The organism is Roseateles sp. GW821-FHT09G03, assembly GCF_059416045.1.
The window spans coordinates 24,783-49,833 of record NZ_JBWKOK010000006.1 but is presented as its reverse complement, the minus strand read 5'-3'; the positions used below and the strand labels follow the sequence as shown (position 1 = coordinate 49,833).

The window sequence follows — 25,051 nt, the reverse complement described above, 5'->3', positions numbered from 1 at the left end:
GGTTCCGGCTGGGGTGTTCAGATGCGCGAGTTCGGTGGTGGCGTTCATGCGGAGCGCTCCATGCGGAAGGTGGCGGTCGGGAGACCCCGGCCCTCACCCCTGCCCTCTCCCGCAAGCGGGAGAGGGAGTGAGAGAGGCGCCCGTGCAGTGGCAGCAGCGGTAGCAGCAGCTGCTGCAGTCGCGGGGATTGGGGGTGGCGTGGCGGGATGCGCGCGGCCGCCGGCGCCGACCCAGCTGCGGGTCCAGCGGGCCTGCATCACGCGCAGCAGGCCGAGCATCGCGAGCGCGAAGACGGCGAAGGCCGCGAAACCCCACGCGTAGGTGCCGGCCCATTGCTTGGACAGGCCCATCAGGTTGGGGACCGCGCCGCCGCCGAGGGCGCCGATCTCGCCGATCATCGAGCCGGCCACCGCCGTGGCCGCGGGCCAGCGCAGCGGCACCAGCTGGAACAGCGCGCCATTGCCCGCGCCCAGTGCGCCGAAGCAGACGATCAACAGTGCCGTCGTCAGCACCAGCGAGCCGTTGGCGGGTCCGATGAGCAGCAGCGAGACCGTCACCACCACCAGCACCACCGTCAGGGCATTGACGCCGCCCCAGCGGTCCGACAGCGCGCCGCCGAAGACGCGCACGGCCGCCCCCATGAACGCCGCCAGCATCGTCAGCTGACCGGCCGCGATCTTGGAAACGCCGAACTGGTCGTGGTAGTAGGTCGGCAGGAAAGTCGTGAGCCCGATGAAGCCGCCGAAGGTCACGGCGTAGAGCAGGCTGAAGGCCCAGCCGTCCTTCTCGAACAGGCAGGCGACGTGATCGCGCAGGCCGGCGTGGGTGTCGACGTCGGGCGGTTCCTTCGCGAAGACCACCATCACGACCATGGGCACCGCGATCGCGGCGGCGGCGATCGCGTAGACGCTCTGCCAACCCAGCCACTGCGCCAGCGGCGGCGCGACCAGCACCGACACCGCCGTGCCCACGTTGCCCGCGCCGACGAGGCCCATCGCCAGGCCCTTGTACTTCGGCGGATACCAGCCCGAGCCCAGCGACATCGCCACGCCGAAGCTCGCGCCGGCGATGCCCAGCAGCACGCCCATCGCGAGCAGGTCGCCGTAGCCGTCGACCATGAAGTAGCCGTAGCTCATCGCGACGGCGATCAGCGCCATCTCCACCAGCGTCGCGTTCTTGCGGCCGATGTACTGCGACAGCACCCCCAGCGGGAAACGCATCAGCGCGCCGGCCATGATGGGGATGGACAGCATCAGGCCCTTCTGCGCGGCGGTGAGCTGGTAGGCCTCGCTGATGAAGGGCGCGAGCGCGCCGTTCAGCACCCAGATGCAGCAGGAACAGGCGAAGTACAGGAACGCCGCGCCCAGGGTCGGGGCGTGGCCGGAGCGCAGGAAAGTGCGGAACGCTGCCATGGCGGAATTGCTCTGGGTGGCTGGAAACGAAAAAAGGCCGCGTCGAGCACGGGGCTCGGCGAGGCCTTCTGACGGATGAAGCATCGGATCGCGGACGATCCGGCGCGAAGACCGCGGGGCCGAAGCCCCGCGAGGGTGCGGCGCGTCGTTGCGCCACGCCGGGGACTTCGCAAGTCGCATGCCAGCGAGCGCGGCGGTCGGGATTTCTTCAACGCGGAGCCTGTGCAGGCTTATGCTGCGGCGCTTCGCCGGCGTTGCGTCGCGCATCCGTCGCCCGCGGCCGCCCTCCTCTGTCACGCCCTGGTTCCAGCCCCTGCCCGAGGCCATGTCCGACTCTCCCGCACCGCCCGGTTCCGATCCCCATGACGACCCGACCTTGCCGCGCCGCGTGCTGCTGCTGGGCGCCGCCGAGCTGGCCGCCGACCCCGCCGCGCACTGGATTGCGGCAGCCGTGCACCAGCCGGAGCGCGACAGCTTGGTGCGCGCCGCACAGGAACGGGACATGGACGCGTTCGTGCTCGACCTTGGCGGCGACGCGTCCAACGGGCCGGACTGGCTGGCCGCACTGGAAGCCGCCGGGCTGATGCTGCCGGGCGTGTGCATCTTCCTGGGCGCGGATCGATTGCCCGACGACTTCCAACAGCGCGCGATGGCCCTCGGCGTGCAGGTCCTGCTCGAGTCGATGCCCGAGCCTGCGGCGCTGCGTCGCCAGTTGCGCTGGGCCGTCGGGTCATTCACCCGCTTCTCGGCGCTGCGGGCACAGTTGGAAGATCGCAAGTGGACGGATCGCGCGAAGGGACTGTTGATGTCGGCGCGCGATCTCGATGAAGACGGCGCATTCCGCCTGCTGCGCGATGCGGCGATGCACGCGCACCTGCGATTGGGCGAGGTGGCGCGCTCGGTCGTGCAGTCGGCGCAGTTGGCTGAAGCGGTGAACCTCGCCGGCCAGCAACGCATGCTCAGCCAGCGGCTGGTGAAGCTGATGGCGCAGCGCGCCGCCGGCATCGAGGTCAAACGCGCGAAGGCGCTGCAGGACGAGTCCTGCGCGCGCGTCGCGGCGAACCTGGCGCGACTGCCGTCGCTGGTGGCGGGTCTGACGCCGACGACATCGTCATCGCCGGCGGCGTTCGTGGAAGGTCTGTCGACGGGAACACCTGTCCGACTCGTCGATCCCGTGATCAACGCCTGGCGCCGGCTGGAACCGCTGCTCGCCGGCAAGCCCAGCGTCGACGCGCTGAGCGCCGCTGATGCAGCCGCGCAGGATCTGCTGACCCATTCGGACGCACTGGCGACGGCGCTCGCGGCCTCGGGCGGAGGCAAGCCGCTGCACGTCGTCAACGTCTGCGGACGGCAGCGCATGCTGAGCCAGTTGCTGGCCAAGGAGGCGCTGCTCGTCGACCTGCTGCCGGGACGAACCCCGGCTGAACTGCTCGACAGTCTCGACCGCTTCGCCGCGGGATTGGCGGAGCTGGAGTCCTCGCCGCTGTCGAGCGACGCGATCCGCGCGCTGCTCGCCGAAGTCGGTGCCGAGTGGCTTCGACTGATGCGCAGCGTGCGCGACGCCCACGGCCGCGAAGCGGCCGAAGGGCTGGCGCGGAGCAGCGAGGTGATGCTCGATCGGCTGGAACTGCTCACGGGTCACTACCAGCAGAGCCTGCAGATCATCCTGGGCTGATGGGTCAGGCGGCGCGCGACTCCACGTGCCGATGCCGCGTGTAGAGGAAGTCGATCACCGCCTTGCGCGCATGCACGTAGGCCGGATCCTCGGCCAGCGCCACGCGATCGCGCGGACGCGGCAGCGTGACGGGAAGAATCTCGCCGATCGTCGCAGCAGGGCCGTTGGTCATCATCACGATGCGGTCGGACAGCAGCACCGCCTCGTCCACATCGTGCGTGACCATCACCACCGTGCTGTGCGTCGCGGCGACGATCTTCAGCAGCTCGTCCTGCAGGTGCGCCCGCGTCAGCGCATCCAGCGCGCCGAAGGGTTCATCCATCAGCAGCACCTTGGGCTCCATCGCCAGCGCCCGCGCGATGCCGACGCGCTGCTTCATGCCGCCCGAGATCTCGTGCGGCCGCTTGAACATCGCATGGCTCATGCCGACGAGGTGCAGCGCCTCCTCCGTGCGCGCCATCAGACGAGGACGCAATTCCCGGCCGCCGAAGACGGACTCCACCGCCAGCAGCACGTTGTCGAAACAGGTCAGCCACGGCAGCAGCGAGTGGTTCTGGAACACCACCGCGCGCTCGGGGCCTGGCCCGGCGATCTCGCGGCCGTCGCACAGCAGCCCGCCGCCGGTGGGCCGCAGCAGGCCGGCGATCAGGTTCAGCAGCGTCGACTTGCCGCAGCCCGAGTGGCCGATCAGCGTCACGAACTCGCCCTTGGCGATGTCGAGGTCGATCTCGCGCAGCGCATGGAAGCGACCCTTTCGGCTGGCGAAGACCATCTCGGCCTGCTGCACGCGGATGAAGGGAGTGCTCATCGAAGTCTCCTGGTGATGCGGGTGGCAGACGGTCGCCCGTCAGTCATCAAAAGAGAAGCGTTTGGCCAGCGTCATGAGGAACCACTCCAGCAACAGCCCCACGATCCCGATCACGAAGATCGCGATGATGATGTGCTGCACGTTGAGGTTGTTCCACTCGTCCCAGACCCAGAAGCCGATGCCGACGCCGCCGGTCAGCATCTCCGCCGCGACGATCACCAGCCACGCGGTGCCGACGGACAGCCGCACGCCGGTCAGCATGTAGGGCAGCACGGCGGGGAACAGGATGCGCGTCACGAGCTTCCACTCGGACAGGCGCAGCACGCGGGCGACGTTCAGGTAGTCCTGCGGCACGCGCTGCACGCCGACCGCGGTGTTGACGACCATCGGCCAGATCGAGCAGATGAAGATGGTCCAGATCGCCGCCGGGTTGGCGCTCTTGAACACCAGCAGCCCGATGGGCAGCCACGCCAACGGCGACACCGGCTTGAGCAGGCTGATCAGCGGCGACAGCATGCGGCTCGCGAATTCGAAACGGCCGATGATGAAGCCCAGCGGGATGCCGACCGCCGCCGCGAGGCCGAAGCCCAGCGCCACACGCTGCAGCGAGTTGAGGATGTTCCAGCCGATGCCCTGGTCGTTGGGCCCGTTGCGATAGAACGGATCGGCGAACAGCTTGACCGCGGCGTCCCAGGTCGCGCCGGGCGTCGGGAAGGGACCGCCCTTGAGCGTGGCGACGTACCAGACCAGCCACAGCAGCCCGAGCCCGCACACCGGCGGCAGCACGCGCATCCAGACGGCACGCCAGTCGATGCCGGCACGCGGCGGCCGCGCGGCGGGTGCCGGCTTGGCGACCGGCTCGTTGGCCGCGTCTCGGGCGAGCGGCACGGGCGTCGCGACGGAGACGGTGACGGGCTCACCGTTCACGTCGCCAGGGGAATGAAAGACGGCACTGACCATGGCGGACTCCTGCATCGATCAGAAGGGAATGGGGGAGGACCTCGTCAAGCGCGGACCTTGAAGGCGTCCGCGTACTTCGCGGGATCCTTGGCATCCCAGACGACGCCGTCGAACAGCTTCGTCGAACGCATCGTCTCCTTCGGCACCGGCACGCCGACCGCGGACGCCGCCTGCTTGTAGAGCTCGATCTGGTTGACCTGGCGCGCGACGCCGAGGTAGTCCGGGTGCTCCTTGAGCAGCCCCCAGCGCTTGTGCTGCGTCAGGAACCACATGCCGTCGGACAGCCAGGGGAAGTTGACCTGGCCGTCGTTGAAGAACTTCATGTAGTTGGGGTCGTCCCAGGTCTTGCCCAGGCCGTTCTGGTAGCGGCCCAGGATGCGCTGGTTGATCGCGTCGACGCTGGTGTTGACGTAGGCCTTGTCGGCGATCGTCTCGGCCATCTTCTGCTTGTTGGACAGGCTCGCGTCGATCCACCGGCCGGCCTCCAGCACCGCCATGATCACGGCGCGCGCGGTGTTGGGGTACTTCCTGACGAACTCGCCGGTCGTGCCCAGCACCTTCTCCGGATGGTCCTTCCAGATGTCCTGCGTGGTGACGGCGGTGATGCCGATGCCGTCGATGATGGCGCGGTGGTTCCAGGGCTCGCCGACGCAGAAGCCGTCCATGTTGCCCACGCGCATGTTGGCCACCATCTGCGGCGGCGGCACGGTGATCACCTTGGCGTCCTTCATCGGGTTCACGCCCGCGGCGGCCAGCCAGTAGTAGAGCCACATCGCATGCGTGCCGGTCGGGAAGGTCTGCGCGAAGGTGTAGTCGCGCTTGTCCTTGCCCATGACCTTCGCGAGCGAGGCCGCATCCACCGCGCCGGCCTCGGCCAGCTTCTTCGACAGCGTGATCGCCTGGCCGTTGTTGTTGAGGGTCATCAGCACGGCCATGTCCTTCTTCGGACCGGCCACGCCGAGGTGCACGCCGTAGATCAGGCCGTAGAGCACGTGCGCCATGTCGAGCTCGCCGTTGACGAGCTTGTCGCGCACGCCGGCCCAGGAGGCTTCCTTGGTCGGGACGATCTTGATGCCGTACTTCTTGTCGAAGCCCAAGGCGGCGGCCATCACCACCGATGCGCAGTCGGTCAGCGGGATGAAGCCGATGCGGACCTCCTCCTTCTCCGGCTTGTCGGAGCCGGCGGCATAGGCGCCGCCGCCCGGCAGCGCGGACAGACCGCCCAGCGCCGCGCCGGCGGCCAGCAGCTTGCGACGCTCAGCGCTCATCAGACCCTCCTTCGAACCGTGTTGCATCCCGATCTCCAACGAAGAACTCCAGCGGAAAAACAAAAAGGCGTCGCGACCGTCCCGCTTCGTCGAAGCGGAACCGATCGGACGCCTTTGCCCAAATCTTCCAGATGGCCCCCACGCCGTTGCGGGGGCTTGAACAGGACATTGCAGGATGCGTGCCACGAGGTCCCCGCCACGTTTCCCCAGGGAAGGCGCGAGCGGCCACGTCCCCGAGGCCGCTGTCGATGCACTGTCTCGCGGCATCCATGCGCCGTCGCGGTGCATGCCGCGGTGCGCGAGGTGGCGGGCAGGGACGCTCAGCCGCGCAGCAGATCGTGCGCGTCGATCACGCGCCGCGCGACTTGCGCGAGCGCCTCGCCGCGGTCCATCGCGAGCTTGCGCAGGCGCTGGTAGGCCTGGTCCTCGTCCAGGCCCTGCTCGCGCATCAGGATGCCCTTGGCCTTGTCGACGAGCTTGCGCGACGCCAGCTGCGCCTGGGTCTTGCTGAGCTCCTCGCGCAGCGCGAGGTCCTGCTCGAAGCGCGCGATCGCCACGTGCAGCACCGGCGCCAGGCGTTGCGTCTGCAGTCCCGCGACCACATACGCGCTGACGCCGGCCTGGATCGCGCGGCGCATCGGGGCGCGGTCCTCGTCCTCCGCGAAGATGACCACGGGGCGGGGCATCTTCGCCGACAGCGTGGCGAGGTTCTCCAGCGTGTCGCGCGTGGGCGATTCCGCATCGACGATGACGACATCCGGCTGCAGGCGCAGCACGCAGTCGTGGATCAGCGTGGCCTGCTCGATGACGCCGACGACCTCGCAACCCTGGCGCACCAGTTCGTCGCGCAGCAGGTCGACGCGATGGGCGCCGTCGTCGATGAGCAGCACGCGCAAGCCCGCATGACCGGCATGCGCGGGCGGCGGGCTGGCGACGGGGGCGGGCGGCGGCTTCACGCCGGCAGCGGCGCAAGTTCCGTGCCGCGGCCCGGGGTGCCATGCGATGCGACGGACCGCGAGCAATCGGCGCGCCCAGGGCGATGCAGGCTGCGTGCCCGCAGTCGTTCTTTCCGGGGGCTCCGCCGGCGGTCGTGTCGGACTACCGTCGCTCCAGCCGCGTCCGGAGGCGTGGTTCAGGGAGTCGCCATGACCCGTCATCACACTGGCATGAAGCCTGGTGCGGCCGCCGCGTTGATCGCGGCGTTGATCGCCGGACTGCTCGGTCCGCCGGCCTTGGCCGTCGCCGCGGAGAACTCGCTCACCGCGGAGAGCCGGTCGATCGGCCTGACGACGAACGTATCCAACGCCGATGCGTCGTCGATGAATCCTGGCCTGGTGTCGACCTCGAGCGCGACCCTGGAATCGGGCGCCGGTTTCGTCACCAGCGGCTTCTCCCGGACCCGGGGCTTCATGCGGCCGGGTGCCATGGAATTCGCGGTCTCCGCCGGCATGGTCACGGCAAGCAGCGGCGCCTCGGCCCTCATGTTCACCGACAGCCAGGTGACCGGCTACACGATCGACAGCTTCGTCGTCACCTGTCCCACCTGCGTGGCCGGCACACGCGGATCGCTGACCCTGGAACTGCAGGCGGACGCACGCGTGAACTGGACCGGCGGACAGATCGCGGGCAGTTCGCCGGGCAACTACGGCGGCTACTCGCTCTGGAGCAGCGCGTTGGCCGTCCATGCGGACGGCATCCAGGACAGCCAGGGCCAGGACGTCTACACGCAACTGTTCACCCGCACCGAGCAGTGGTTCGACCGAGGCGCGCTCACGACCACCGTCACCGGCGCGGCGGCCGGCCTGCAGTCGATGACCTTCGACTTCCTGTTCGGGGAGCCCGTCCACTTCGTCTGGAACATGTCGCTGGGTTTCTCCGGCGGCACCGGTCAACCCGTGCCGCACGACGCCACCACCTGGGCCTCGCTCGCGATGCAGGTCGCGCCCAACGATGCGTACTGGAACGGCATCACCTCGGTGCTGGACAGCAGCGGGCTGAGCGTCGCCGGCTATACCGCGCTCAATCCGGGCGGCATCGACTTCGCGCGGTCGTTCGCCGTCGTCGTGCCCGAGCCGGGCACCTGGGCGCTGATGCTGGGCGGCCTCGCGGTGCTGGCCGCGTTCGGCCGCCGGGGCGGGAAGCGCGCATGAGCGCCGGCCAAGGCCGGTCCGCCTCGATCGCCGCGATCGCTGCAAGCTCAGTGGTCGCCGTCCTGTCGGCGCTGTCGCCGGCGGCTGCCGACGCGGCGGAGTTCCAGCTCGGCACGCGCCACAGCCTCGACAACGCGATGGGCCGCTTCGAGGACCGCGGCGAGTTCTCGAAAGGCGCCGTCGCCGGCGAGGTCCTCGAATTGCATCGGGCCAACGCGGCCACCCACGCGGACGCGAGCGCGAAGGTCCTGCTGGACGGCTGGGTCCGGGCCGACGCCGGCCGCCTGAGCGGCTCGCTCAGCGCCTGGACCGCCACGGACGTGCCCACCCGCGGCGAGACACGCGCCTCGTCCGCCGGCGGCCTGGAAGCCTCGTCCACCGACCGCTTCGTGATCGCGTGCGACCGCTGCGAGGCCGGCACCCGGGGCACCCTCCACTTCCGCATCCTGCTGGACGGCTACACCAACCGCCAGCGGGACGCGAGCGTTCCGCCGGTCGAGTTCGGCGGCTACGCGAGCAGCGCGACGACCTGGCGGACGAGCGCCTACGTCGACGCCGGTCTGCCCGTCGGCAGCAACGGTCGTGCGGACGTCGAGTTCTTCCGCAACGAGACCCTGCGTTCGGACAACCGCAGTTTCATCGAGCAATCCGAGGACGTCTCGCCGGGCTACCAGGACCTGAGCATCCCCTTCACTTTCGGGACGCCGATCTCGGTCGGGCTCTCGATGTCCGCGTCGGTCTTCACGGAGACGTACGGCGGCAAGGGCGCTCCGCCTTTCCGCGGCCACGCCGGCGCCACCACGGACCTGAGCCGCGGCATCGCCTGGGCGGGCATCACCTCGGTCCTCGACGCGCAGGGCCGGCAGATGAGCGGCATCACGGCCCTCAACGACAACGGCATCGACTACGCGCGGTCGTTCGCCAGCGCCGTGCCGGAGCCCGGCACCTGGGTGTCGATGGCGGGCGGACTCGTCGTGCTGGCCGCGCTCGCCAGGCGCCGGCGAGGCGCGGTTCAAGCCTGACCCCTCCTAGGAGACTTCGATGATGCACGCCCTCCTCATCCGACGTTCCGTGCCGCTGGTCGCGGCGCTTGCCGTCGCACTCGCCGGCGCGGCCGCGGAGGGCATCGCCGCCACCGCGCCAGCGCTCGGCAACGCCTTCTACGGCGAGACGCTCGCCGTCTACGACCCGTCGTCGAACGAGCGCGACCACTTCGCCAGCGACACCCGCATCGGCGGGACGTCGACGCTCGGCATGCACATCGGCTCCACCACCGCGCTCACGCGCACCCGGCTCGACGCCGAAGGCTTCACCGGCGTGGACTACGGGCGGCTGCGCACCTGGGCGACGGTCTCGGGGTCGCTGGACACCCTGAACAACGACATCCGCCAGACCAGCGCCCACATGTTCGCCGGCGGCTCCGTCCATGACGAGTTCGTCGTGACCTGCCCGAGCTGCAAGGACGGCACGGTCGGCAGCTTCACGGCCCGCGTGCGCGTCGACGGGGATCTGTCGGCGGCCGGCGAGCTGACCGGCCCGAGTCCCACCGCCACACTCACCACCGGCGCGGGCTGGCTCTACTCGGCCCAACTGAGCGCGCAGGGCCTCGACACCCCCGACGCCATGAGCCGCGTCGCGGGTCAACGCACGCTCTGGCAGCCGTCCGGCGAGGCGCCGACGGACCAGATCACCGGCAGCGGCCTGGGCTGGCAGACGCTGCGCGTGTCCTTCGTCTTCGGCGAGCCGATCGCGCTCGACCTCGGACTCGGCGTCGACGCGTACCACTTCCTGAGTTCCTGGGACAACTCGGGCGCCACCGGCGCGGCCGACGTGCGGGTGGACTTCTCCCATTCACTGACCTGGGAAGGCATCTCGACGCTCACCGGCGCCGACGGTCAGGCGATCACCGGCTTCACCGCGCTGAACTCGGCAGGCATCGACTACGCGCGCTCGCTCGCGGCGATCGAGGCCGTCCCGGAGCCTGGCACCTGGGCCCTGATGCTGGGCGGACTGGGCCTGCTGGGCGCGGCCGTCCGCCGTCGCGGCGACTGAGCGCGCCGGCGTCCTAGGGATTCCCCGCCCCACGCAGCCGAACAAGCCCGGGCATCTCACGTTTACGTAAACGTCAACCGGAATCTAGAATCGGCGGGCAAGATCGACCCTCAGAAGGGGTCGACCCACGACAGGCGCCGCGGCGGGACCATCCTCATCCCCCGCAGGCGACCGCGCCCCCAAGCCGGAGACACACGTCATGACCGAGATGTCCGCCGAGTACAAGGCCCTGGCCGAGTACCGCCCCACCCAGAAGGTCCGCTTCGTGACCGCCGCCAGCCTGTTCGACGGGCACGACGCGGCGATCAACATCATGCGGCGCATCCTGCAGAGCATGGGCGCGGAGGTCATCCACCTGGGCCACAACCGCTCGGTGGACGAGGTGGTCACCGCCGCGTTGCAGGAAGACGCGCAAGGCATCGCGGTCAGCTCCTACCAGGGCGGCCACGTCGAATACTTCAAGTACATGGTCGAGCTGCTGCGCCAGCGCGGCGGCGAGAAGATCCAGGTCTTCGGCGGCGGCGGCGGCGTGATCGTGCCGGCCGAGATCCGCGACCTGGCCGACCAGGGCGTGCGCATCTTCAGCCCCGAGGACGGCCAGCGCATGGGCCTGATGGGCATGATCGGCGAGATGGTCATGCGCTGCGACCACGACCTCAGCGCCGCGGCGCCGACGGCCGTCGCGGCACTGCAGGGCCATTCGGAAGGCGCCTGGCGCGCGCTCGCGCAGGCCATCACGGCGCTGGAGAACGGCCGCGCCGACGCGGCCTTCACGCAGGCGCTGCGCGACGCCGCCACGGGCCTGCGCACGCCCGTGCTGGGCATCACCGGCACCGGCGGCGCGGGCAAGTCCTCGCTGACCGACGAGCTGATCCGCCGCCTGCGCCTGGACCAGGACGATGCGCTGCGCATCGCCGTGATCTCCATCGACCCGTCGCGCCGCAAGAGCGGCGGCGCACTGCTGGGCGACCGCATCCGCATGAACGCGATCGCGCCGTGGGCCGCGGGACAACGCGTGTACATGCGCTCGCTGGCAACGCGCGACTTCGGCTCCGAGATCTCGCAGGCGCTGCCCGACGTGATCGCCGCGGCCAAGGTCGCGGGCTTCGACCTCGTCATCGTCGAGACCTCCGGCATCGGCCAGGGCGACGCGGCCATCGTGCCGCACGTCGACGTGCCGATGTACGTGATGACGCCGGAGTTCGGCGCCGCCAGCCAGCTTGAGAAGATCGACATGCTGGACTTCGCCGAGTTCGTCGCGATCAACAAGTTCGACCGCAAGGGCGCGGCCGACGCGTGGCGCGACGTCGCCAAGCAGGTGCAGCGCAACAAGGAAGCCTGGGGCAAGAAAGCCGAGGAGCTGCCGGTCTTCGGCACCATGGCCAGCCGCTTCAACGACGACGGCGTCACCGCGCTCTACCAGGCGCTGAAGCCGCGCTTGGCCGAGCTCGGCCTGCCGCTGCGCGAGGGCCGCCTGCCGGTCGCCGCCACGCGCTTCAGCACGCACCAGACACCCATCGTGCCGCCGGCGCGCTCGCGCTACCTCGCCGAGATCGGCGACACCGTCCGCGCCTACAAGAAGCGGGCCCGCGCGCAAGCGCGCCTGGCCCGCGAGATCCAGCAACTGACGGCCAGCGCCGCGATGCTCGGGCAGTCCGACGCGACGGCCCACGCCGCATCGCTGTCTTCGCTCGAAGCGCTCGCCACGGCCCGCCAGGCGAAGCTCGACGCCGACGCGCGCCACCTCCTCGCCCAGTGGCCCGACATGCAGCAGGCCTACGCCGGCGACGAGTACGTCGTGAAGATCCGCGACAAGGAGATCCGCACGGCGCTGGTGTCCACGTCGCTGTCGGGCACCAAGATCCGCAAGGTCGTGCTGCCGCCGTACGAGGACCAGGGCGAGCTGCTGAAGTGGCTGATGCTGGAGAACGTGCCGGGCAGCTTCCCGTACACGGCGGGCGTGTTCGCGTTCAAGCGCGAGGGCGAGGACCCGACCCGCATGTTCGCCGGCGAGGGCGACGCCTTCCGCACCAACCGGCGCTTCAAGCTGGTGTCCGAAGGACTGCCCGCCAAGCGGCTGTCGACGGCCTTCGACTCGGTCACGCTCTACGGTGCCGATCCCGCACCACGGCCCGACATCTACGGCAAGGTCGGCAACTCCGGCGTCAGCATCGCGACGCTGGACGACATGAAGGTCCTGTACGACGGCTTCGACCTCTGCAACCCGACGACCTCGGTGTCGATGACGATCAACGGCCCGGCGCCGTCGATCCTGGCGATGTTCATGAACACCGCGATCGACCAGCAGCTGGCGAAGTTCAAGGCCGACAACGGCCGCGACCCGACCGCCGACGAGGCCGCCAAGATCCGCGCCTGGGTGCTGGCCAACGTGCGCGGCACCGTGCAGGCCGACATCCTCAAGGAGGACCAGGGCCAGAACACCTGCATCTTCTCGACCGAGTTCTCGCTCAAGGTGATGGGCGACATCGCGCAGTACTTCGTCAACCACGACGTGCGCAACTTCTACTCGGTGTCGATCAGCGGTTATCACATCGCCGAGGCGGGCGCGAACCCGATCTCGCAGCTGGCGTTCACGCTGTCCAACGGCTTCACCTTCGTGGAGGCGTATCTGGCGCGCGGGATGCACATCGACGACTTCGCGCCCAACCTGAGCTTCTTCTTCAGCAACGGCATGGACCCGGAGTACACCGTGCTGGGCCGCGTCGCGCGCCGCATCTGGGCCGTGGCGATGCGCGACAAGTACGGCGCCAACGAGCGCAGCCAGAAGCTGAAGTACCACATCCAGACCTCGGGCCGCTCGCTGCATGCGCAGGAGATCGCGTTCAACGACATCCGCACCACGCTGCAGGCGCTGATCGCGATCTACGACAACTGCAACTCGCTGCACACCAACGCCTACGACGAGGCGATCACCACGCCGACCGAGGAATCGGTGCGCCGCGCGATGGCGATCCAGCTGGTCATCAACCGCGAGTGGGGCCTGGCCAAGAACGAGAACCCCAGCCAGGGCGCGTTCATCATCGACGAGCTCACCGAGCTGGTCGAGGAAGCGGTGCTGACCGAGTTCGAGCGCATCGCCGAGCGCGGCGGCGTGCTGGGCGCGATGGAGACGGGTTACCAGCGCGGAAAGATCCAGGAAGAGTCGATGCACTACGAGATGCTGAAGCACACCGGCGAGTACCCCATCATCGGCGTGAACACCTTCCGCAACCCGCACGGCGATCCGGTGCCGGACCACATCGAGCTGGCGCGCTCGACCGAGGAAGAGAAGCAGGGTCAGTTGTCGCGCCTGGGCGATTTCCACGCGCGCCATGCCGGCGAGGCGCCGGCGATGCTCAAGCGGCTGCAGCAGGCCGTGATCGACAACGGCAACGTCTTCGACGTGCTGATGGACGCGGTGCGGGTGTGCTCGCTCGGACAGATCACCGCGGCGCTGTTTGAAGTGGGTGGGCAGTACCGGCGCAGCATGTGATAGCCGCGCGGCGGCGCGCCGTGGGGCCGACGGCCCGCCACTAGGGGAGACCTTCTGCGAGGTCTCCTCCATGTTGCCCCCCTCCTCCCTCTCTTCCGCGCTTGCGCAGGCCTTCTCGACGTTCTCGCGGCGCGGCGACCGCGCGATCCTCGATCGGCTGGTCCACCGCCTGACCCGGACCGACACGGCGGTCGCGGACCTGCGCGACCTGCGTCCCTCGGTCCTCGACGAACTGCCCGACGGCTACCTCCGCGCGCTGGGCCTTCTGCCGGTACCGCGTTCCCTTGCTCATCCCATCGGCCGTGCCATCGGCCATCCCCCGCTGATCGCCCTGCCTGAAGGTTGCGCCGCCGCGACGGTGAACCGGTTTCTGCGGGAGATGTCCGGCACCGAGTGCCTCAGCGCCCCCCATGTCGACGCGAAACGCGAGCTCGTCGACTTTCCCGTCGGCACGGCCCTGCGGCTGTTCGAGACGACGTTGCCACCGCCCTTCCTGCACAACGGGATCGACGTGCCGGTGCTGGTCCGTCTGACCGACGGAGCGCCCAGTTGCGTGCCGCCCGCGCCCCAGAACGGCGACGCGCTCATGACGCGTCCGATGACGGTCTCCGCGCTGCGCGACGCCCTGTGCAGTGACGACTGCCGGCTGGACCTGCCGCCGACGGCGGCCTTCGGAGAGCTGGCGCTGCGGCTCGCCGCGATGATCGAGGGCTGGAACCGCTGCACCGCCGCCGGCCCCCGCCTGCGCGCCTCGACGCCCGGGATCGTCCCGACCCCGGACGAGCAGCTCATGATCGACCGGGCGCTGCGCATGGTGCCGCGCGAACTGCTGCCGGCGCCGTCCTCGGTCACCATCGAGCAGCTGTTGCTGCGGACGCGCCCACCGGGCACGACGCCGTCCCCGGTCCACCGGCCGGGGCTGGACGAGGGCGACCTGTCGCGGATCGCGAGGGCGCTCGATGCCCAGTGGCACATCGCCTGTCCCGCCCACGGCGAGTTCCGGCCGACACGGCCGCCGCGCGACCTCGTCACGCTGGCCCGGCTCCAGCGCTGGGCCTGGCCCGATTCCGCCTATGCGAAACCGGAACCCATCGACGCCCAGCGCGAGAAGCGACACATCGCCGCGAACTGCCTGCGCCGGGACTGGGAGGCGCGCCAGGGCTTCAATGCCGCGCTGACACGGATCGCCGACCTGGAGGTGTCCCTGCCGGACGCCGACCTGCTGCGCCGGATGGGCGTCCTGCAGGCGGAGGCCTTGGCGGCGCAATCGCGCGCGCGGTCCCGGCGGGTTGCCTTCGCGGACCCGCTCTCGCAGGCCGACGATCCGTCGTGACGCCGGTCACGGCAACGACGATCGGCGTGCGGCGGAGAGAGGGGCTTCCCTTCCGCTGGCACATATCGTGCAATCGACACCGGCATCGTCGTTCACAAGATCCGTTGGAGACCGCCATGACCTTCCTGCGTCGTTTCACCACCGGCAAGCGACTGTCGCTGGCCTTCGGGTTGATGCTGCTGCTGATCCTCGCCGTCTCGGCGCTCGGCATCCGCGGCAGCGGTCTCGTCTTCACCCACCTCAAGTCGATCTACGAGGACCGGACCCTCCCGCTGAAGCAGATCGGCGACATCGACAGCCTGATGCTGCGCAACCGCATCCTGGTCACGGAGATGATCCGCGACCCGGCCCAGCTGTCCACGCTCGACACGCAGCTGCAGGCCAACATCGCGACGATCACCGGGCTGTGGAAGGACTACATGGCCACCTACCTCACCGACGAGGAGAAGCAGCTGGCCGCGACCTTCGCCGACATCCGCGGCAACTACGTTCGGCAGGGGCTGCTGGCCGCGCGCGACGCGGTGAAGGCCGGCGACGTGGCCAAGGCGCAGGCGATCTACGGCGACCGCATCGTGACGCAGGGCGCGCAGGCGAAGGTCGCGATCGACGCCCTGCTGGCGCTGCAGGTGCGCGTCGGCGCCGAGTCCTTCCACGAAGCGGAAGCCACCGCCGCCTCGGTGCGCGGCTGGAGCCTGGCGGCCGCGCTGGCGGCCGTGCTGATCGCGCTGGGCGCCGGCGTCTTCACGACGCGCTCGATCACCGCGCCGATGCAGGAAGCGGTCCACTTCGCGGAAGCCGTCGCGCAGGGCGACCTGCGCAACCGCGACACGACGCCAGGGCAGGATGAGGCGGCGCGGCTGATCGCGGCGCTCGGCGCCATGGCCGGCTCGCTGCGCGACATCGTCAGCCGCGTGCGCAACAGCAGCGAGAGCATCGCCACCGGCTCCAGCGAGATCGCCACCGGCAGCCTCGACCTGAGCCAGCGCACCGAAGAGCAGGCGAGCAATCTGCAGCAGACGGCGGCGTCGATGGAGGAGCTGTCGAGCACGGTGCAGAACAACGCGTCGACCGCAGGCCAGGCCGATGCGCTTGCCACGCGTGCCGCCGAGGCCGCCGGCCAGGGCGGCGGCGTGGTGCAGCAGGTCGTGCGGACGATGCAGGACATCAGCACCTCGTCCAAGCAGATCGCCGACATCATCGGCGTGATCGACAGCATCGCGTTCCAGACCAACATCCTGGCCTTGAACGCCGCGGTCGAAGCGGCGCGCGCGGGCGAGCAGGGCAAGGGCTTCGCGGTGGTCGCGTCGGAGGTGCGCGCGCTGGCGCAGCGCTCGGCGCAAGCGGCGCGCGAGATCAAGGCGCTGATCGGGCGCAGCGTCGAGCAGGTGCAGTCCGGCTCCGGCCTTGCCGACGACGCCGGGGCGGCGATGCAGGGCATCGTCGAGCAGGTGCGTCAGGTCAGCGTGCTCATCGGCGAGATCGCCGCCGCGAGCGGCGAGCAGTCGCGCGGCATCCAGCAGATCGGCGACGCGGTCACGCAGCTCGACCAGGTGACGCAGCAGAACGCCGCGCTGGTCGAGGAAAGCAGCGCGGCCGCCGACAGCCTGCAGCAGCAGGCCAAGGAACTCGCGGAGCTGGTGCGGGTGTTCCGGCTCGCGTGATGGCACGCGCGACGACGCGCGCAGCGATGCGCGTCACGCACCTGCCATGCCGCATTGGATATCCTCCCGCACTGCCGGCGGGACGGCGCCAAAGCCTTGGCGCGCCGACCGGCGTTCTGACGAGGGAGGACATTCATGTTCCATTTCATTCGTGCGGCATCCAGGCCGCTCGCCCTGTGTGCGGCAGGTGCAGCCGCGGCGCTGATGCTGGGTTTCGCGCCGGCCGGGCAGGCACAGAGCGACCCGGGGTATGACTGGGCCGTCGTTGGCACGCATGTGGTCTCCGTGGAGCTCACGTATTTCCCGACCACCTTGCCCTTCGTCGTCGATGCCAACGCGGGAAGCTGCGCCACCGGCGCCTGGCTGAACTACGCGAGCGCCAGCGGCGATGCCGCAGGGCGTGCGGCCAACATGAAGGCGGTGCTCGCCGCCTTGATGACCGCGAAGGCCAGCAACACACCGATCCGGATCTATGGCCGGAATGCGGGTTGCACGGTGACCTTCATCTACTTCGGCTGAGACGGCAGTTCGGCACGACCCGGCCCCGGCAACCCTTCATGCGTGGGACCGGGTTCTCCCGCGTGTTGCCGCCCCGCAGGGGCACTCCCATAATCGATTGCACCATCGATGTTGGAGTACGACATGCTGCAGGCCCTGAGCCGGATGAAGATCACGACCTTGCTGCAGGTCGGTTTCGCGGCGGTACTGGCGATGGCGGCCTTGATGACCGGGGTCGGGGTGATGAAGCTGCGCGAGATGGTGCGCCTCAGCGACCAGCTGCACACGCTCGAGCAGCGGCGGCTGATGGCCACGAACTGGCGCGCCGCAACCGAGCTCAACCTCAACCGCGTGATGGCGATGGCCAAGTCCGGCGGGCATGAGGGACTCAGCGGCTTCCTGTCGGGCGAGATGACCAAGACCACCGATCGCATCAACCAGTTGCAGGCCGAGCTCGACAAGGTCATCGACGATTCCGAGCAGAAGGCGCAGCTGCCGGTGATCGCCGCGGAGCGGCAACGCTACGTCGACATCCGCAAGGGCGTGATGGCTGCGATCAAGGCCGATCCGGAAGCCGGCGCGCGACAGGTCGACCAGACGCTGATCCCAGCGGCGGCGAGTTATCTGGCCTCGGTCGAGAAGCTCGTGGCGCTGATCTCCGAAGACACCGACCGCTTCGCCGCGCAGCAGCGTGAGCAGGCCGCGCAGGCGGCGACGCTGATGCTGACGCTCACCGGCGTCGCCGTCCTGCTGGGAATCTTCATCGCGTGGCGGATCACGCACTCGGTGCGGGCGCCGATGGTGCGGGCCGGCGCGGTGGCACAGACGATCGCCAGCGGCGACCTGAGCCAGGACATCGTCGTCGACCGCAGCGACGAGATCGGCGTGCTGTTGCGCGAGCTGAGCGCGATGCAGGACTCCCTGCGGCGCATGGTGCGCCAGGTGCGGGACGGCACGGAGACGATCAACGTCGCGACGCGCGAGATCGCGACCGGCAACGAGGACCTGTCCGCGCGCACCGAAGCCACGGCCTCCAACCTGCAGGAGACGGCGTCCTCGATGGAGGAACTGACCGGCACGGTCGCCAGCACGGCAAGTTCGGCGCAACAGGCCAACGACCTGGTGAGCGCGACGCGGGTCTCGGCCTCCAAGGGCGGCGACGTCGTCGGCGAGGTGGTCGCCGTGATGCAGCAGATCGAGTCGAGCTCGCGCCGCATCAACGACATCATCGGCACCATCGACGGCATTGCGTTCCAGACCAACATCCTGGCCTTGAACGCCGCAGTCGAGGCGGCGCGCGCCGGCGAGCAGGGCCGGGGCTTCGCGGTCGTGGCCGGCGAGGTGCGGGCGCTGGCGCAGCGTTCGGCGGGCGCGGCCAAGGAGATCAAGGCGCTGATCGGCGAGAGCGTGCTGCGCGTGGACGCCGGCACGCGGCTGGCGCAGAACGCGGGCCTGGCCATGGGCGAGATCGTCCAGGGCGTGCGGCGCGTGGCCGACATCGTCGGCGAGATCGCGACGGCGGCCGCCGAGCAGAAGGACGGCATCGGACAGGTCAACGTCGCCGTGCAGCGGCTCGACGAGATGACGCAGCAGAACGCGGCGCTGGTCGAGGAATCAGCCGCGGCGGCGGGCAGCCTGCGCTCGCAGGCGGAGCAGCTCACGGCGCTGGTGAGCACCTTCCGGCTGGCGGCATGAGTCGTCGGCAAGGACGCCCGTTCGCGACGGCCATTGCCGCGCTCATCGCCAGTTCGGCTCTGGGCGCGTTCACCGCCTCGCTGAGCGGATGCGCACAGCCTCGGGCCTCCGCGACCACGACAGCGACCACGACAGCGAGCCCAACCGCTGTGACCGCAGCGGCCGGCCTCGATGAGGCGGAGGCGCTGATCAGAGCCTCGATCACTTCCGGCGAGGTGAAGGGACTGGCGCTCGCCGTGATCGAGGACGGCCAGGTCCGCGCGGTGCGCACCTATGGCCATCGCAACGCAGACGGGCAGGCGTTGCAGACCGGCACGGTGATGTACGGCGCGTCGCTGACCAAGGCGGTCTTCGCCTACACGGTGTTGCAGCTCGTCGACGAGGGCAAGGTCGGCCTCGACGCATCGATCGCGACCTTGCTGGACCGTCCGCTGCCGGACTATCCGAAGGACGCCCGCTACGGCCCGTGGTCGGACCTGCGCGGTGACGATCGGTGGCGCGCGCTGACACCGCGCCTGCTGCTCTCGCACCGCGGTGGCTTCGGCAACTTCGCGTTCCTGGAGCCGGACGGCAGGCTGCGCTTCCACTTCGATCCGGGCAGCCGCTATGCGTATTCCGGCGAGGGATTGATCCTGCTGCAGTTCGTGCTCGAACAGGGGCGGCTCAAGCTGGACCTCGGCGAGGAGATGCAACGTCGCGTCTTCGACCGCTTCGGCATGACGATGACCGCGATGAAGTGGCGCGCGGACTTCGCGACGAACCTCGCGGACGGTGTGACGGAAGCGCGACGCTGGGTCCCGCACGATCCTCGCAGCCGCGTCCGCGCGGCGGGCTCGATGGACACGTCGATCGACGACTTCGCGCGCTTCGCGGCGGGGCTCGCGAGTGGCGACGGTCTCTCGCCGCGCAGCCGCGCGGAGATGACGCGCCCGCAGGCGGCGATCACGACCGCCTCGCAGTTCCCGACGCTGCAATCCGAACTGCCTGCGGCGCAACGCAGGCCGGACCTCGCGGCGGGACTGGGCGTCGTCGTCTTCGACGGACCGCAAGGACACGGCTACTTCAAGGGCGGTCACGACGACCAGACAGGCAACACGATGGTGTGCCTCGAACGCCGCCGCGCCTGCGTCGTGCTGCTGTCCAACGACGTGATGGCCGAGCGGCTCTACCCCGCGATCGTCCGGCGCGTGCTCGGCGACACCGGCGTGCCGTTCATGTGGGAATACGGGGCGAAGGCGGAGGGGTGGGCGCGCTGAACTGAAGGACAACAATCCACGTCGTATCCAGCGATATATTTCGCCATCGACGCGCGGCCCGCGCGTCCGGATGAAGGAGCCTCGATGTCGATTCGTCTTTCCGTACGTCGCGGCGCGACGGCGGCGTGGGTGGCTGCGGCGCTGGTGTCCTCGATGGCCTCGGCGGTGTGGGCCGCCGGTCCGGTCACGGACAAGATCCAGATCGGCGGTGCCGTGCGCGCGCCGCTGACGCTCACCGTCGACGACCTGCGCGCCTTCCCCGCCGAGCAGATCGGCACCTTCACGCTGAAGAAGGAGGTCGAGGGTCGCGAGCAATCCACCACCGTGCGCGGCGTGCGCCTCGCCGCCGTGCTGGAACGGGCCGGCGTCGTCAGCAAGGATCGCCACGAGTGGAAATACATGGCCGTGCTCGCCACCGCGAGCGACGGCTACAAGGTCGTGTTCTCCTGGCCGGAGCTGACCAACACCGACGTCGGCGCCGGCGTGCTGGTGATCTTCGAACGCGACGGGCAGGCGCTCGATGACGGCGAAGGCCGCATCGCCCTCGTCTCCGGCCGCGACCTGCGCAGCGGACCGCGTCACGTCAAATGGCTGAGCAAGATCGAGATCAAGCCGCTCTGACGCGGCTGCTGTCCGACGCGCCCCGCCAGTGGGACGAGGCGGACCGGCTGCTGTTCGCGACCGTCGGCCGTCACGTCCAGGCGCGCACCGACGCGGGCGACTTCCCGCCGAATGCGCCCGATCCCACCGCGCTCACCGGGCCGCTGTACCGCTTCCTGCTCGAGCATCGCGCGGCGAAGGACTCGCCGCATGCCCGGCTGTCGGGCTGGCTCGCGAGCGCCTGCATGGGCAGCCACCACCTGTGGCAAGACCTTGGGCTCCAGGAACGCCCGCAGGTCTCGCGATTGATGCAACTCGCCTTCCCCGCGCTGCACGACAGCAACGTCAGCAACCTGCGCTGGAAACGCCATCTGTTCCTGAGCCTCGGCGACGCGCTCGCCCGCCCCGGCCTGCGCCCGCCCAAGTGCGATGATTGCGCCGACTTCGCCGTCTGCATGGGGGCCGATGCGGCATCGGCGCCCACACCTGCGCAGACGCAGACGCAGACGGTCATGACCATCCACCCGCTTAGCGCCCAGGGAGACTGATCGCATGAAAGCCAGCGCCCGCAACTTCTTCGAAGGCACCGTCGCCGCCGTGCGCGACGGCAGCATCAACGACGAGATCGAGATCGAGACCGCCTCGGGCCTCCGCGTCGTCGCGACCGTCACGCGCGAAAGCCGCAATGAACTCGGGTTGAAGCTCGGTCGCAAGGCCTTCGCACTGGTGAAGGCGCCGTCGGTCGTGTTGCTCACCGACGTCGGCACCGCACGCTTCTCGGCGCGCAACCAGTTCCAGGGCCGCGTGCGCTCGGTCGCGACCGGTGCCGTCAACAGCGAGGTCGTGCTGGAACTCCCCGGCGGTCAGGCGCTGGTGGCCGTCGTCACCAACGACAGCGCGACCGGCCTGGCGCTCGTGGCCGGCGCCGAGGCGACCGCGATCTTCAAGGCCTCCAGCGTGATCGTCGGCGTCAACGACTGACCCTGGACGGCCCCGGCGAACGGCCCGGCAACCGGGACCTCTCCGCACCGCAGACGACAGAGCCGCCCTCGGGCGGCTCCTGTCATTCGGCGATGACGCGCGCGTCGACAGCGCGTCGGCCGCGCGTCAGAGGGCGATCACGGGAAGATCGCGAGGAACAGGAACACCACGAACACCACCATGTGCACCGCCCCCTGCAGCACCGTCGCACGGCCGCCGCCCAGCGTCAGGCCGCCGACGATGAAGGTCAGGAACAGCAGCACCATGCTCAGCGGCGTTAGCCCCAGCACCAGCGAGTGCGGGAACAGCGGCGACAGCACCGCCACCGTCGGGATCGTCAGACCGATGCTCGCCAGGCCCGAGCCCAGCGCGAGGTTCAGGCTGGTCTGCAGCCGGTTGTGCAACGCCGCGCGCACCGCCGCGACCGTCTCCGGCAGCAGCACCAGCATCGCCACGATCACGCCCACCAGCGACGGCGGCGCGCCGATCGCCTGCACGCCCCGCTCGATCGTCGGCGCCAGCAGCTTCGCCAGGCCGACCACGCCGACCAGGCACACCAGCAGCAGCGCCAGGCTGGTGCCGGCCACGCGCCAGCTCGGCGGCGCGGCGTGCGTGTCCTGATCGTCGACACCGGCCACCGGCAGGAAATAGTCGCGATGCCGCACGGCCTGCACGAACACGAAGGCCCCGTAGAGCACCAGCGACACGCCGCCCGCGAACAGCAGCTGCGTGGTCGTGAAGGTCGGTCCCGCCGAGCTCGTCGTGAACGCCGGCAGCACCAGCGTCAGCACCGACAGCGCGGCCAGCACCGCGAGCGTCGGGCTCGTGCCCTCGACGCGGAAGGCCAGCTCCTGATGCTTCCAGCCGCCGACCAGGATGCACAGCCCCAGCACGCCGTTGCACACGATCATGATCGCGGAGAACACCGTGTCCCGCGCCAGCGCATTGGTCGACTCGCCGCCGGCCAGCATCAGCGACACGATCAGCGCCACCTCGATGATGGTCACCGCCACCGCCAGCACCAGCGAGCCATAGGGCTCGCCCACGCGGTGCGCGACGACCTCGGCGTGATGCACCGCCGCGAGCACCGCGGCGATCAGCAGCACGCTCACCACGCCCAGGACCAATGTCGAATTGGCACCGGCCGTCAGGCCCAGCAGGGCGAGGATCGCGGCCAGCGGCGCCAGCAGCGACCAGATGGGCAGGGCCGCCGGCAGGCGGGCAAAGAGGGAGTTGGAACGCTTCGCTTGCATGGACCGAGCATAGACCACGATGGTTCGCCGACCTCGAAAGCGATACGCTCGGCAGACCATGCCGACCCTCGATCCCCGCGTCGACGACTACATCGACCGTGCCGCCCCGTTCGCGCAGGATCTGCTGCGCCACTGGCGCGCGACCGTGCACGCGCACTGCCCCGACGTGGTCGAGACGATCAAGTGGGGCTTCCCCAACTTCACCTACCGCGACAAGATCCTGACCGGCATGGCCGCCTTCAAGGCGCACTGCTCGATCGGCTTCTGGCACGGCGAGCAGGCCGTCGGCGCCGACCACGCCAAGGGCGGCGCGATGGGCGACTTCGGCAAGCTCACGTCGCTCAAGGACCTGCCGCCCAAGGCCGAGCAGAAAGCCATCCTGAAGCGCGCGATGCAATTGATCGAGGACGGCGTCAAGGCGCGTCCCGCGCGCGCCGCCGCGCCCAAGCCGCCGCCGGAAGTGCCCGACGACCTGGCCGCCGCGCTCCGCGCGAATCCCGCGGCGCAATCGACCTTCGACGCCTTCCCGCCCGGTCAGCGGCGCGACTACATCGACTGGATCGTCGAAGCCAAGAAGGCGGAGACGCGCGAGCGGCGCCTGGCGCAGGCCGTCGAGTGGATCGCCGAGGGCAAGCGGCGGAACTGGAAGTACGAGAACTGCTGAGGCCCGCAGCGGCCCCGCCGGGGTTCAAGCCGCGGAACTCTCCGCGCCGAATTCCCGGTCGCTGTCATGCACCTGCACGTTGTTGCGACCGCCATCCTTGGCGCGATACAGCGCGCGGTCGGCGCGCATGAACAGCTGGTCGGCGGTCACCTGGTCGCCCGGCTCCGCGACCGCGATGCCGGCCGACACCGTCAGCGTGAAATCGCGTCCGTCGCCGTCGCACAGGCGCAGCGTCGCCACCGCCTCCCGGATCTGCTCCACCAGGCTCCTGGCGCCCGCGCCGTCGGTGGCCGGCAGCACCAGTCCGAATTCCTCGCCGCCCCAGCGCCCCACGACATCCGACGCGCGCAGCCGCGTCCGCACCTCCGCCGCGAACGCGCGCAGCGCGTCGTCGCCGGCGTGATGGCCGTGGCAGTCGTTGACGTCCTTGAAATGGTCGAGGTCCAGCAGCACGAAGGCCAGCGGCGTGCCCTCGCGCCGGCCGCGTTCCAGCTCGTGCCGCAGCAGCGCGTCGGCGGTCATCCGGTTCAGGCAACCGGTGAGACCGTCCGTCGAGGCGACCTCCTCCATGCGCCGCGCGATGCGCTCGAAGTTCGCGAGCACGAAGCCGAAACCCGCGCCGATCAGGCTGATGAAGCTGAACAGAAAGGTCAGTCCCTGGCCGAGGCTGCCCTGCATGAGGTCGAGGTATTCCTCGGGATTCGTCAGCGCATGCAGGCTGCGCAGCAGCAGGCTCGCGGCCGCGGCCACCAGCGTCACGCCGACGGCGCGCAGCGAGGACTCGCCGCGCCAGCCCGGGCCCAGCAGCACGAAGATCGCCGGCAGCAGCAGGACCGCGAAGACCAGCGAGATCGCGCTGGTGCGCAGCGCCAGCGGCCAGGCCAGCATCCAGGCGGTCAGTCCCCAGGCCACGGCCGGGCCGCCCCACCACATCCAGCGCGGCAGCGAACGCCCCAGCACGTGCCGGTGGATGGCCTCGTTGTAGAACACGATGCCCAGGGCGATCAGGCCGTTGCCGACCAGCGCCGAGATCCAGACCGGCAGCACGACGCGGGCCGTCAGCATCGCGAAACCGGCCAGCAGCGTCCACGAGCCCCAGGTCCACACGCCGAGGTCCAGGTAGTGCAGCCGGCTGCGCTGCGCCGCCCACAGCTGCACGCCGAGCATCGCGAACCCGCTCAGCAGCGCCAACATCAGCGTGGGGATGTGGATGGACGCCATGACGCGAGAGTGTAGTGATCGATGCCTGCCGGCTATCCCCCTACATCGCGGGCCTCGCGCGTTACAGACGC

21 protein-coding genes are annotated in these 25,051 nt (G+C 69.8%); 14 read left to right on the top strand and 7 right to left on the bottom strand.

Annotated elements, in window-relative coordinates; genetic code table 11:
* Positions 1-44: 44 nt before the first annotated feature.
* Positions 45-1,412 (bottom strand): MFS transporter, encoded by a 1,368-nt coding sequence (locus AC07OZ_RS21075; protein WP_495469037.1) that lies wholly within the window; start codon positions 1,410-1,412, stop codon positions 45-47.
* 325 nt (positions 1,413-1,737) lie between these two features.
* Between AC07OZ_RS21075 and AC07OZ_RS21070 the strand changes: the two genes are divergently transcribed.
* Entirely contained in the window at positions 1,738-3,087 is a 1,350-nt protein-coding gene (locus AC07OZ_RS21070; protein ID WP_495469036.1) for a type IV pili methyl-accepting chemotaxis transducer N-terminal domain-containing protein, read from the top strand.
* Positions 3,088-3,091: 4 nt separating this feature from the next.
* Here AC07OZ_RS21070 and AC07OZ_RS21065 read toward each other — a convergent pair whose 3' ends face one another.
* From AC07OZ_RS21065 to AC07OZ_RS21050, 4 genes are all read right to left on the bottom strand, one after another.
* Positions 3,092-3,895 (bottom strand): ABC transporter ATP-binding protein, encoded by an 804-nt coding sequence (locus tag AC07OZ_RS21065; RefSeq protein ID WP_495469035.1) that lies wholly within the window; start codon positions 3,893-3,895, stop codon positions 3,092-3,094.
* 39 nt (positions 3,896-3,934) lie between these two features.
* A complete protein-coding gene (gene ntrB, locus AC07OZ_RS21060; RefSeq protein WP_495469034.1) occupies positions 3,935-4,855 on the bottom strand; it encodes a nitrate ABC transporter permease in 921 nt (306 codons plus the stop codon).
* A gap of 44 nt (positions 4,856-4,899) precedes the next feature.
* Positions 4,900-6,123: a CmpA/NrtA family ABC transporter substrate-binding protein gene (locus AC07OZ_RS21055; protein ID WP_495469033.1), complete on the bottom strand. Its 1,224-nt coding sequence runs from the start codon at positions 6,121-6,123 to the stop codon at positions 4,900-4,902.
* 320 nt (positions 6,124-6,443) lie between these two features.
* Complete coding sequence (locus AC07OZ_RS21050; protein ID WP_495469032.1) at positions 6,444-7,079, bottom strand: ANTAR domain-containing response regulator; 636 nt, start codon at positions 7,077-7,079, stop codon at positions 6,444-6,446.
* A gap of 189 nt (positions 7,080-7,268) precedes the next feature.
* Between AC07OZ_RS21050 and AC07OZ_RS21045 the strand changes: the two genes are divergently transcribed.
* From AC07OZ_RS21045 to AC07OZ_RS20990, 12 genes are all read left to right on the top strand, one after another.
* Entirely contained in the window at positions 7,269-8,273 is a 1,005-nt protein-coding gene (locus AC07OZ_RS21045; RefSeq protein ID WP_495469031.1) for a PEP-CTERM sorting domain-containing protein, read from the top strand.
* Complete coding sequence (locus AC07OZ_RS21040) at positions 8,270-9,295, top strand: PEP-CTERM sorting domain-containing protein (protein WP_495469030.1); 1,026 nt, start codon at positions 8,270-8,272, stop codon at positions 9,293-9,295. The genes AC07OZ_RS21045 and AC07OZ_RS21040 overlap by 4 nt, the downstream gene beginning before the upstream one ends.
* A gap of 19 nt (positions 9,296-9,314) precedes the next feature.
* Positions 9,315-10,325 carry a PEPxxWA-CTERM sorting domain-containing protein gene (locus AC07OZ_RS21035; protein ID WP_495469029.1) on the top strand — a complete coding sequence of 337 codons (1,011 nt, stop codon included), beginning with the start codon at positions 9,315-9,317 and terminating at the stop codon, positions 10,323-10,325.
* A gap of 199 nt (positions 10,326-10,524) precedes the next feature.
* A complete protein-coding gene (gene icmF / locus AC07OZ_RS21030) occupies positions 10,525-13,818 on the top strand; it encodes a fused isobutyryl-CoA mutase/GTPase IcmF (RefSeq protein WP_495469028.1) in 3,294 nt (1,097 codons plus the stop codon).
* Positions 13,819-13,888: 70 nt separating this feature from the next.
* The gene (locus AC07OZ_RS21025) at positions 13,889-15,151 is read left to right on the top strand and encodes a hypothetical protein (protein WP_495469027.1); all 1,263 of its coding nucleotides are present in this window, start codon (positions 13,889-13,891) and stop codon (positions 15,149-15,151) included.
* A gap of 116 nt (positions 15,152-15,267) precedes the next feature.
* Positions 15,268-16,812, top strand: a complete 1,545-nt coding sequence (locus tag AC07OZ_RS21020) for a methyl-accepting chemotaxis protein (protein WP_495469026.1) — start codon at positions 15,268-15,270, stop codon at positions 16,810-16,812.
* A gap of 135 nt (positions 16,813-16,947) precedes the next feature.
* On the top strand, positions 16,948-17,331 hold the full coding sequence (locus AC07OZ_RS21015) for a hypothetical protein (RefSeq protein WP_495469025.1): 384 nt from the start codon (positions 16,948-16,950) through the stop codon (positions 17,329-17,331).
* A 123-nt stretch (positions 17,332-17,454) separates the two neighbouring features.
* Positions 17,455-19,005 (top strand): methyl-accepting chemotaxis protein, encoded by a 1,551-nt coding sequence (locus AC07OZ_RS21010; RefSeq protein WP_495469024.1) that lies wholly within the window; start codon positions 17,455-17,457, stop codon positions 19,003-19,005.
* A gap of 149 nt (positions 19,006-19,154) precedes the next feature.
* Positions 19,155-20,261: a serine hydrolase domain-containing protein gene (locus AC07OZ_RS21005; RefSeq protein ID WP_495469023.1), complete on the top strand. Its 1,107-nt coding sequence runs from the start codon at positions 19,155-19,157 to the stop codon at positions 20,259-20,261.
* Positions 20,262-20,345: 84 nt separating this feature from the next.
* Positions 20,346-20,882 carry a molybdopterin-dependent oxidoreductase gene (locus AC07OZ_RS21000; protein WP_495469022.1) on the top strand — a complete coding sequence of 179 codons (537 nt, stop codon included), beginning with the start codon at positions 20,346-20,348 and terminating at the stop codon, positions 20,880-20,882.
* Complete coding sequence (locus tag AC07OZ_RS20995) at positions 20,849-21,409, top strand: nitrogen fixation protein NifQ (RefSeq protein WP_495469021.1); 561 nt, start codon at positions 20,849-20,851, stop codon at positions 21,407-21,409. Before AC07OZ_RS21000 ends, AC07OZ_RS20995 begins: the two co-directional genes overlap by 34 nt.
* A gap of 4 nt (positions 21,410-21,413) precedes the next feature.
* Entirely contained in the window at positions 21,414-21,842 is a 429-nt protein-coding gene (locus AC07OZ_RS20990; RefSeq protein ID WP_495469020.1) for a TOBE domain-containing protein, read from the top strand.
* A gap of 137 nt (positions 21,843-21,979) precedes the next feature.
* Here AC07OZ_RS20990 and AC07OZ_RS20985 read toward each other — a convergent pair whose 3' ends face one another.
* Positions 21,980-23,095, bottom strand: coding sequence for a calcium:cation antiporter (locus AC07OZ_RS20985; RefSeq protein WP_495469019.1), 1,116 nt, complete (start codon positions 23,093-23,095; stop codon positions 21,980-21,982).
* Positions 23,096-23,153: 58 nt separating this feature from the next.
* Between AC07OZ_RS20985 and AC07OZ_RS20980 the strand changes: the two genes are divergently transcribed.
* Positions 23,154-23,759, top strand: a complete 606-nt coding sequence (locus AC07OZ_RS20980) for a YdeI/OmpD-associated family protein (RefSeq protein ID WP_495469018.1) — start codon at positions 23,154-23,156, stop codon at positions 23,757-23,759.
* Between the two features lie 24 nt (positions 23,760-23,783).
* Here the strand turns inward: AC07OZ_RS20980 and AC07OZ_RS20975 are convergent, their stop codons facing one another.
* Entirely contained in the window at positions 23,784-24,980 is a 1,197-nt protein-coding gene (locus AC07OZ_RS20975) for a GGDEF domain-containing protein (protein WP_495469017.1), read from the bottom strand.
* Positions 24,981-25,051 lie beyond the last annotated feature (71 nt).

Excerpts from the sequence above, each read along its gene's own strand:
- AC07OZ_RS21065 (WP_495469035.1), bottom strand. The coding sequence starts at position 3,895 with ATGAGCACTCCCTTCATCCGCGTGCAGCAGGCCGAGATGGTCTTCGCC.
- AC07OZ_RS21025 (WP_495469027.1), top strand. The coding sequence starts at position 13,889 with ATGTTGCCCCCCTCCTCCCTCTCTTCCGCGCTTGCGCAGGCCTTCTCG.
- AC07OZ_RS21010 (WP_495469024.1), top strand. The coding sequence starts at position 17,455 with ATGCTGCAGGCCCTGAGCCGGATGAAGATCACGACCTTGCTGCAGGTC.
- AC07OZ_RS21070 (WP_495469036.1), top strand. The coding sequence starts at position 1,738 with ATGTCCGACTCTCCCGCACCGCCCGGTTCCGATCCCCATGACGACCCG.
- AC07OZ_RS21055 (WP_495469033.1), bottom strand. The coding sequence starts at position 6,123 with ATGAGCGCTGAGCGTCGCAAGCTGCTGGCCGCCGGCGCGGCGCTGGGC.
- AC07OZ_RS20995 (WP_495469021.1), top strand. The coding sequence starts at position 20,849 with ATGGCTGAGCAAGATCGAGATCAAGCCGCTCTGACGCGGCTGCTGTCC.
- AC07OZ_RS21020 (WP_495469026.1), top strand. The coding sequence starts at position 15,268 with ATGACCTTCCTGCGTCGTTTCACCACCGGCAAGCGACTGTCGCTGGCC.
- ntrB (WP_495469034.1), bottom strand. The coding sequence starts at position 4,855 with ATGGTCAGTGCCGTCTTTCATTCCCCTGGCGACGTGAACGGTGAGCCC.
- AC07OZ_RS21045 (WP_495469031.1), top strand. The coding sequence starts at position 7,269 with ATGACCCGTCATCACACTGGCATGAAGCCTGGTGCGGCCGCCGCGTTG.
- AC07OZ_RS20985 (WP_495469019.1), bottom strand. The coding sequence starts at position 23,095 with ATGCAAGCGAAGCGTTCCAACTCCCTCTTTGCCCGCCTGCCGGCGGCC.
- AC07OZ_RS21015 (WP_495469025.1), top strand. The coding sequence starts at position 16,948 with ATGTTCCATTTCATTCGTGCGGCATCCAGGCCGCTCGCCCTGTGTGCG.
- AC07OZ_RS20980 (WP_495469018.1), top strand. The coding sequence starts at position 23,154 with ATGCCGACCCTCGATCCCCGCGTCGACGACTACATCGACCGTGCCGCC.
- AC07OZ_RS20975 (WP_495469017.1), bottom strand. The coding sequence starts at position 24,980 with ATGGCGTCCATCCACATCCCCACGCTGATGTTGGCGCTGCTGAGCGGG.
- AC07OZ_RS20990 (WP_495469020.1), top strand. The coding sequence starts at position 21,414 with ATGAAAGCCAGCGCCCGCAACTTCTTCGAAGGCACCGTCGCCGCCGTG.
- AC07OZ_RS21040 (WP_495469030.1), top strand. The coding sequence starts at position 8,270 with ATGAGCGCCGGCCAAGGCCGGTCCGCCTCGATCGCCGCGATCGCTGCA.
- AC07OZ_RS21035 (WP_495469029.1), top strand. The coding sequence starts at position 9,315 with ATGATGCACGCCCTCCTCATCCGACGTTCCGTGCCGCTGGTCGCGGCG.
- icmF (WP_495469028.1), top strand. The coding sequence starts at position 10,525 with ATGACCGAGATGTCCGCCGAGTACAAGGCCCTGGCCGAGTACCGCCCC.
- AC07OZ_RS21075 (WP_495469037.1), bottom strand. The coding sequence starts at position 1,412 with ATGGCAGCGTTCCGCACTTTCCTGCGCTCCGGCCACGCCCCGACCCTG.
- AC07OZ_RS21000 (WP_495469022.1), top strand. The coding sequence starts at position 20,346 with ATGTCGATTCGTCTTTCCGTACGTCGCGGCGCGACGGCGGCGTGGGTG.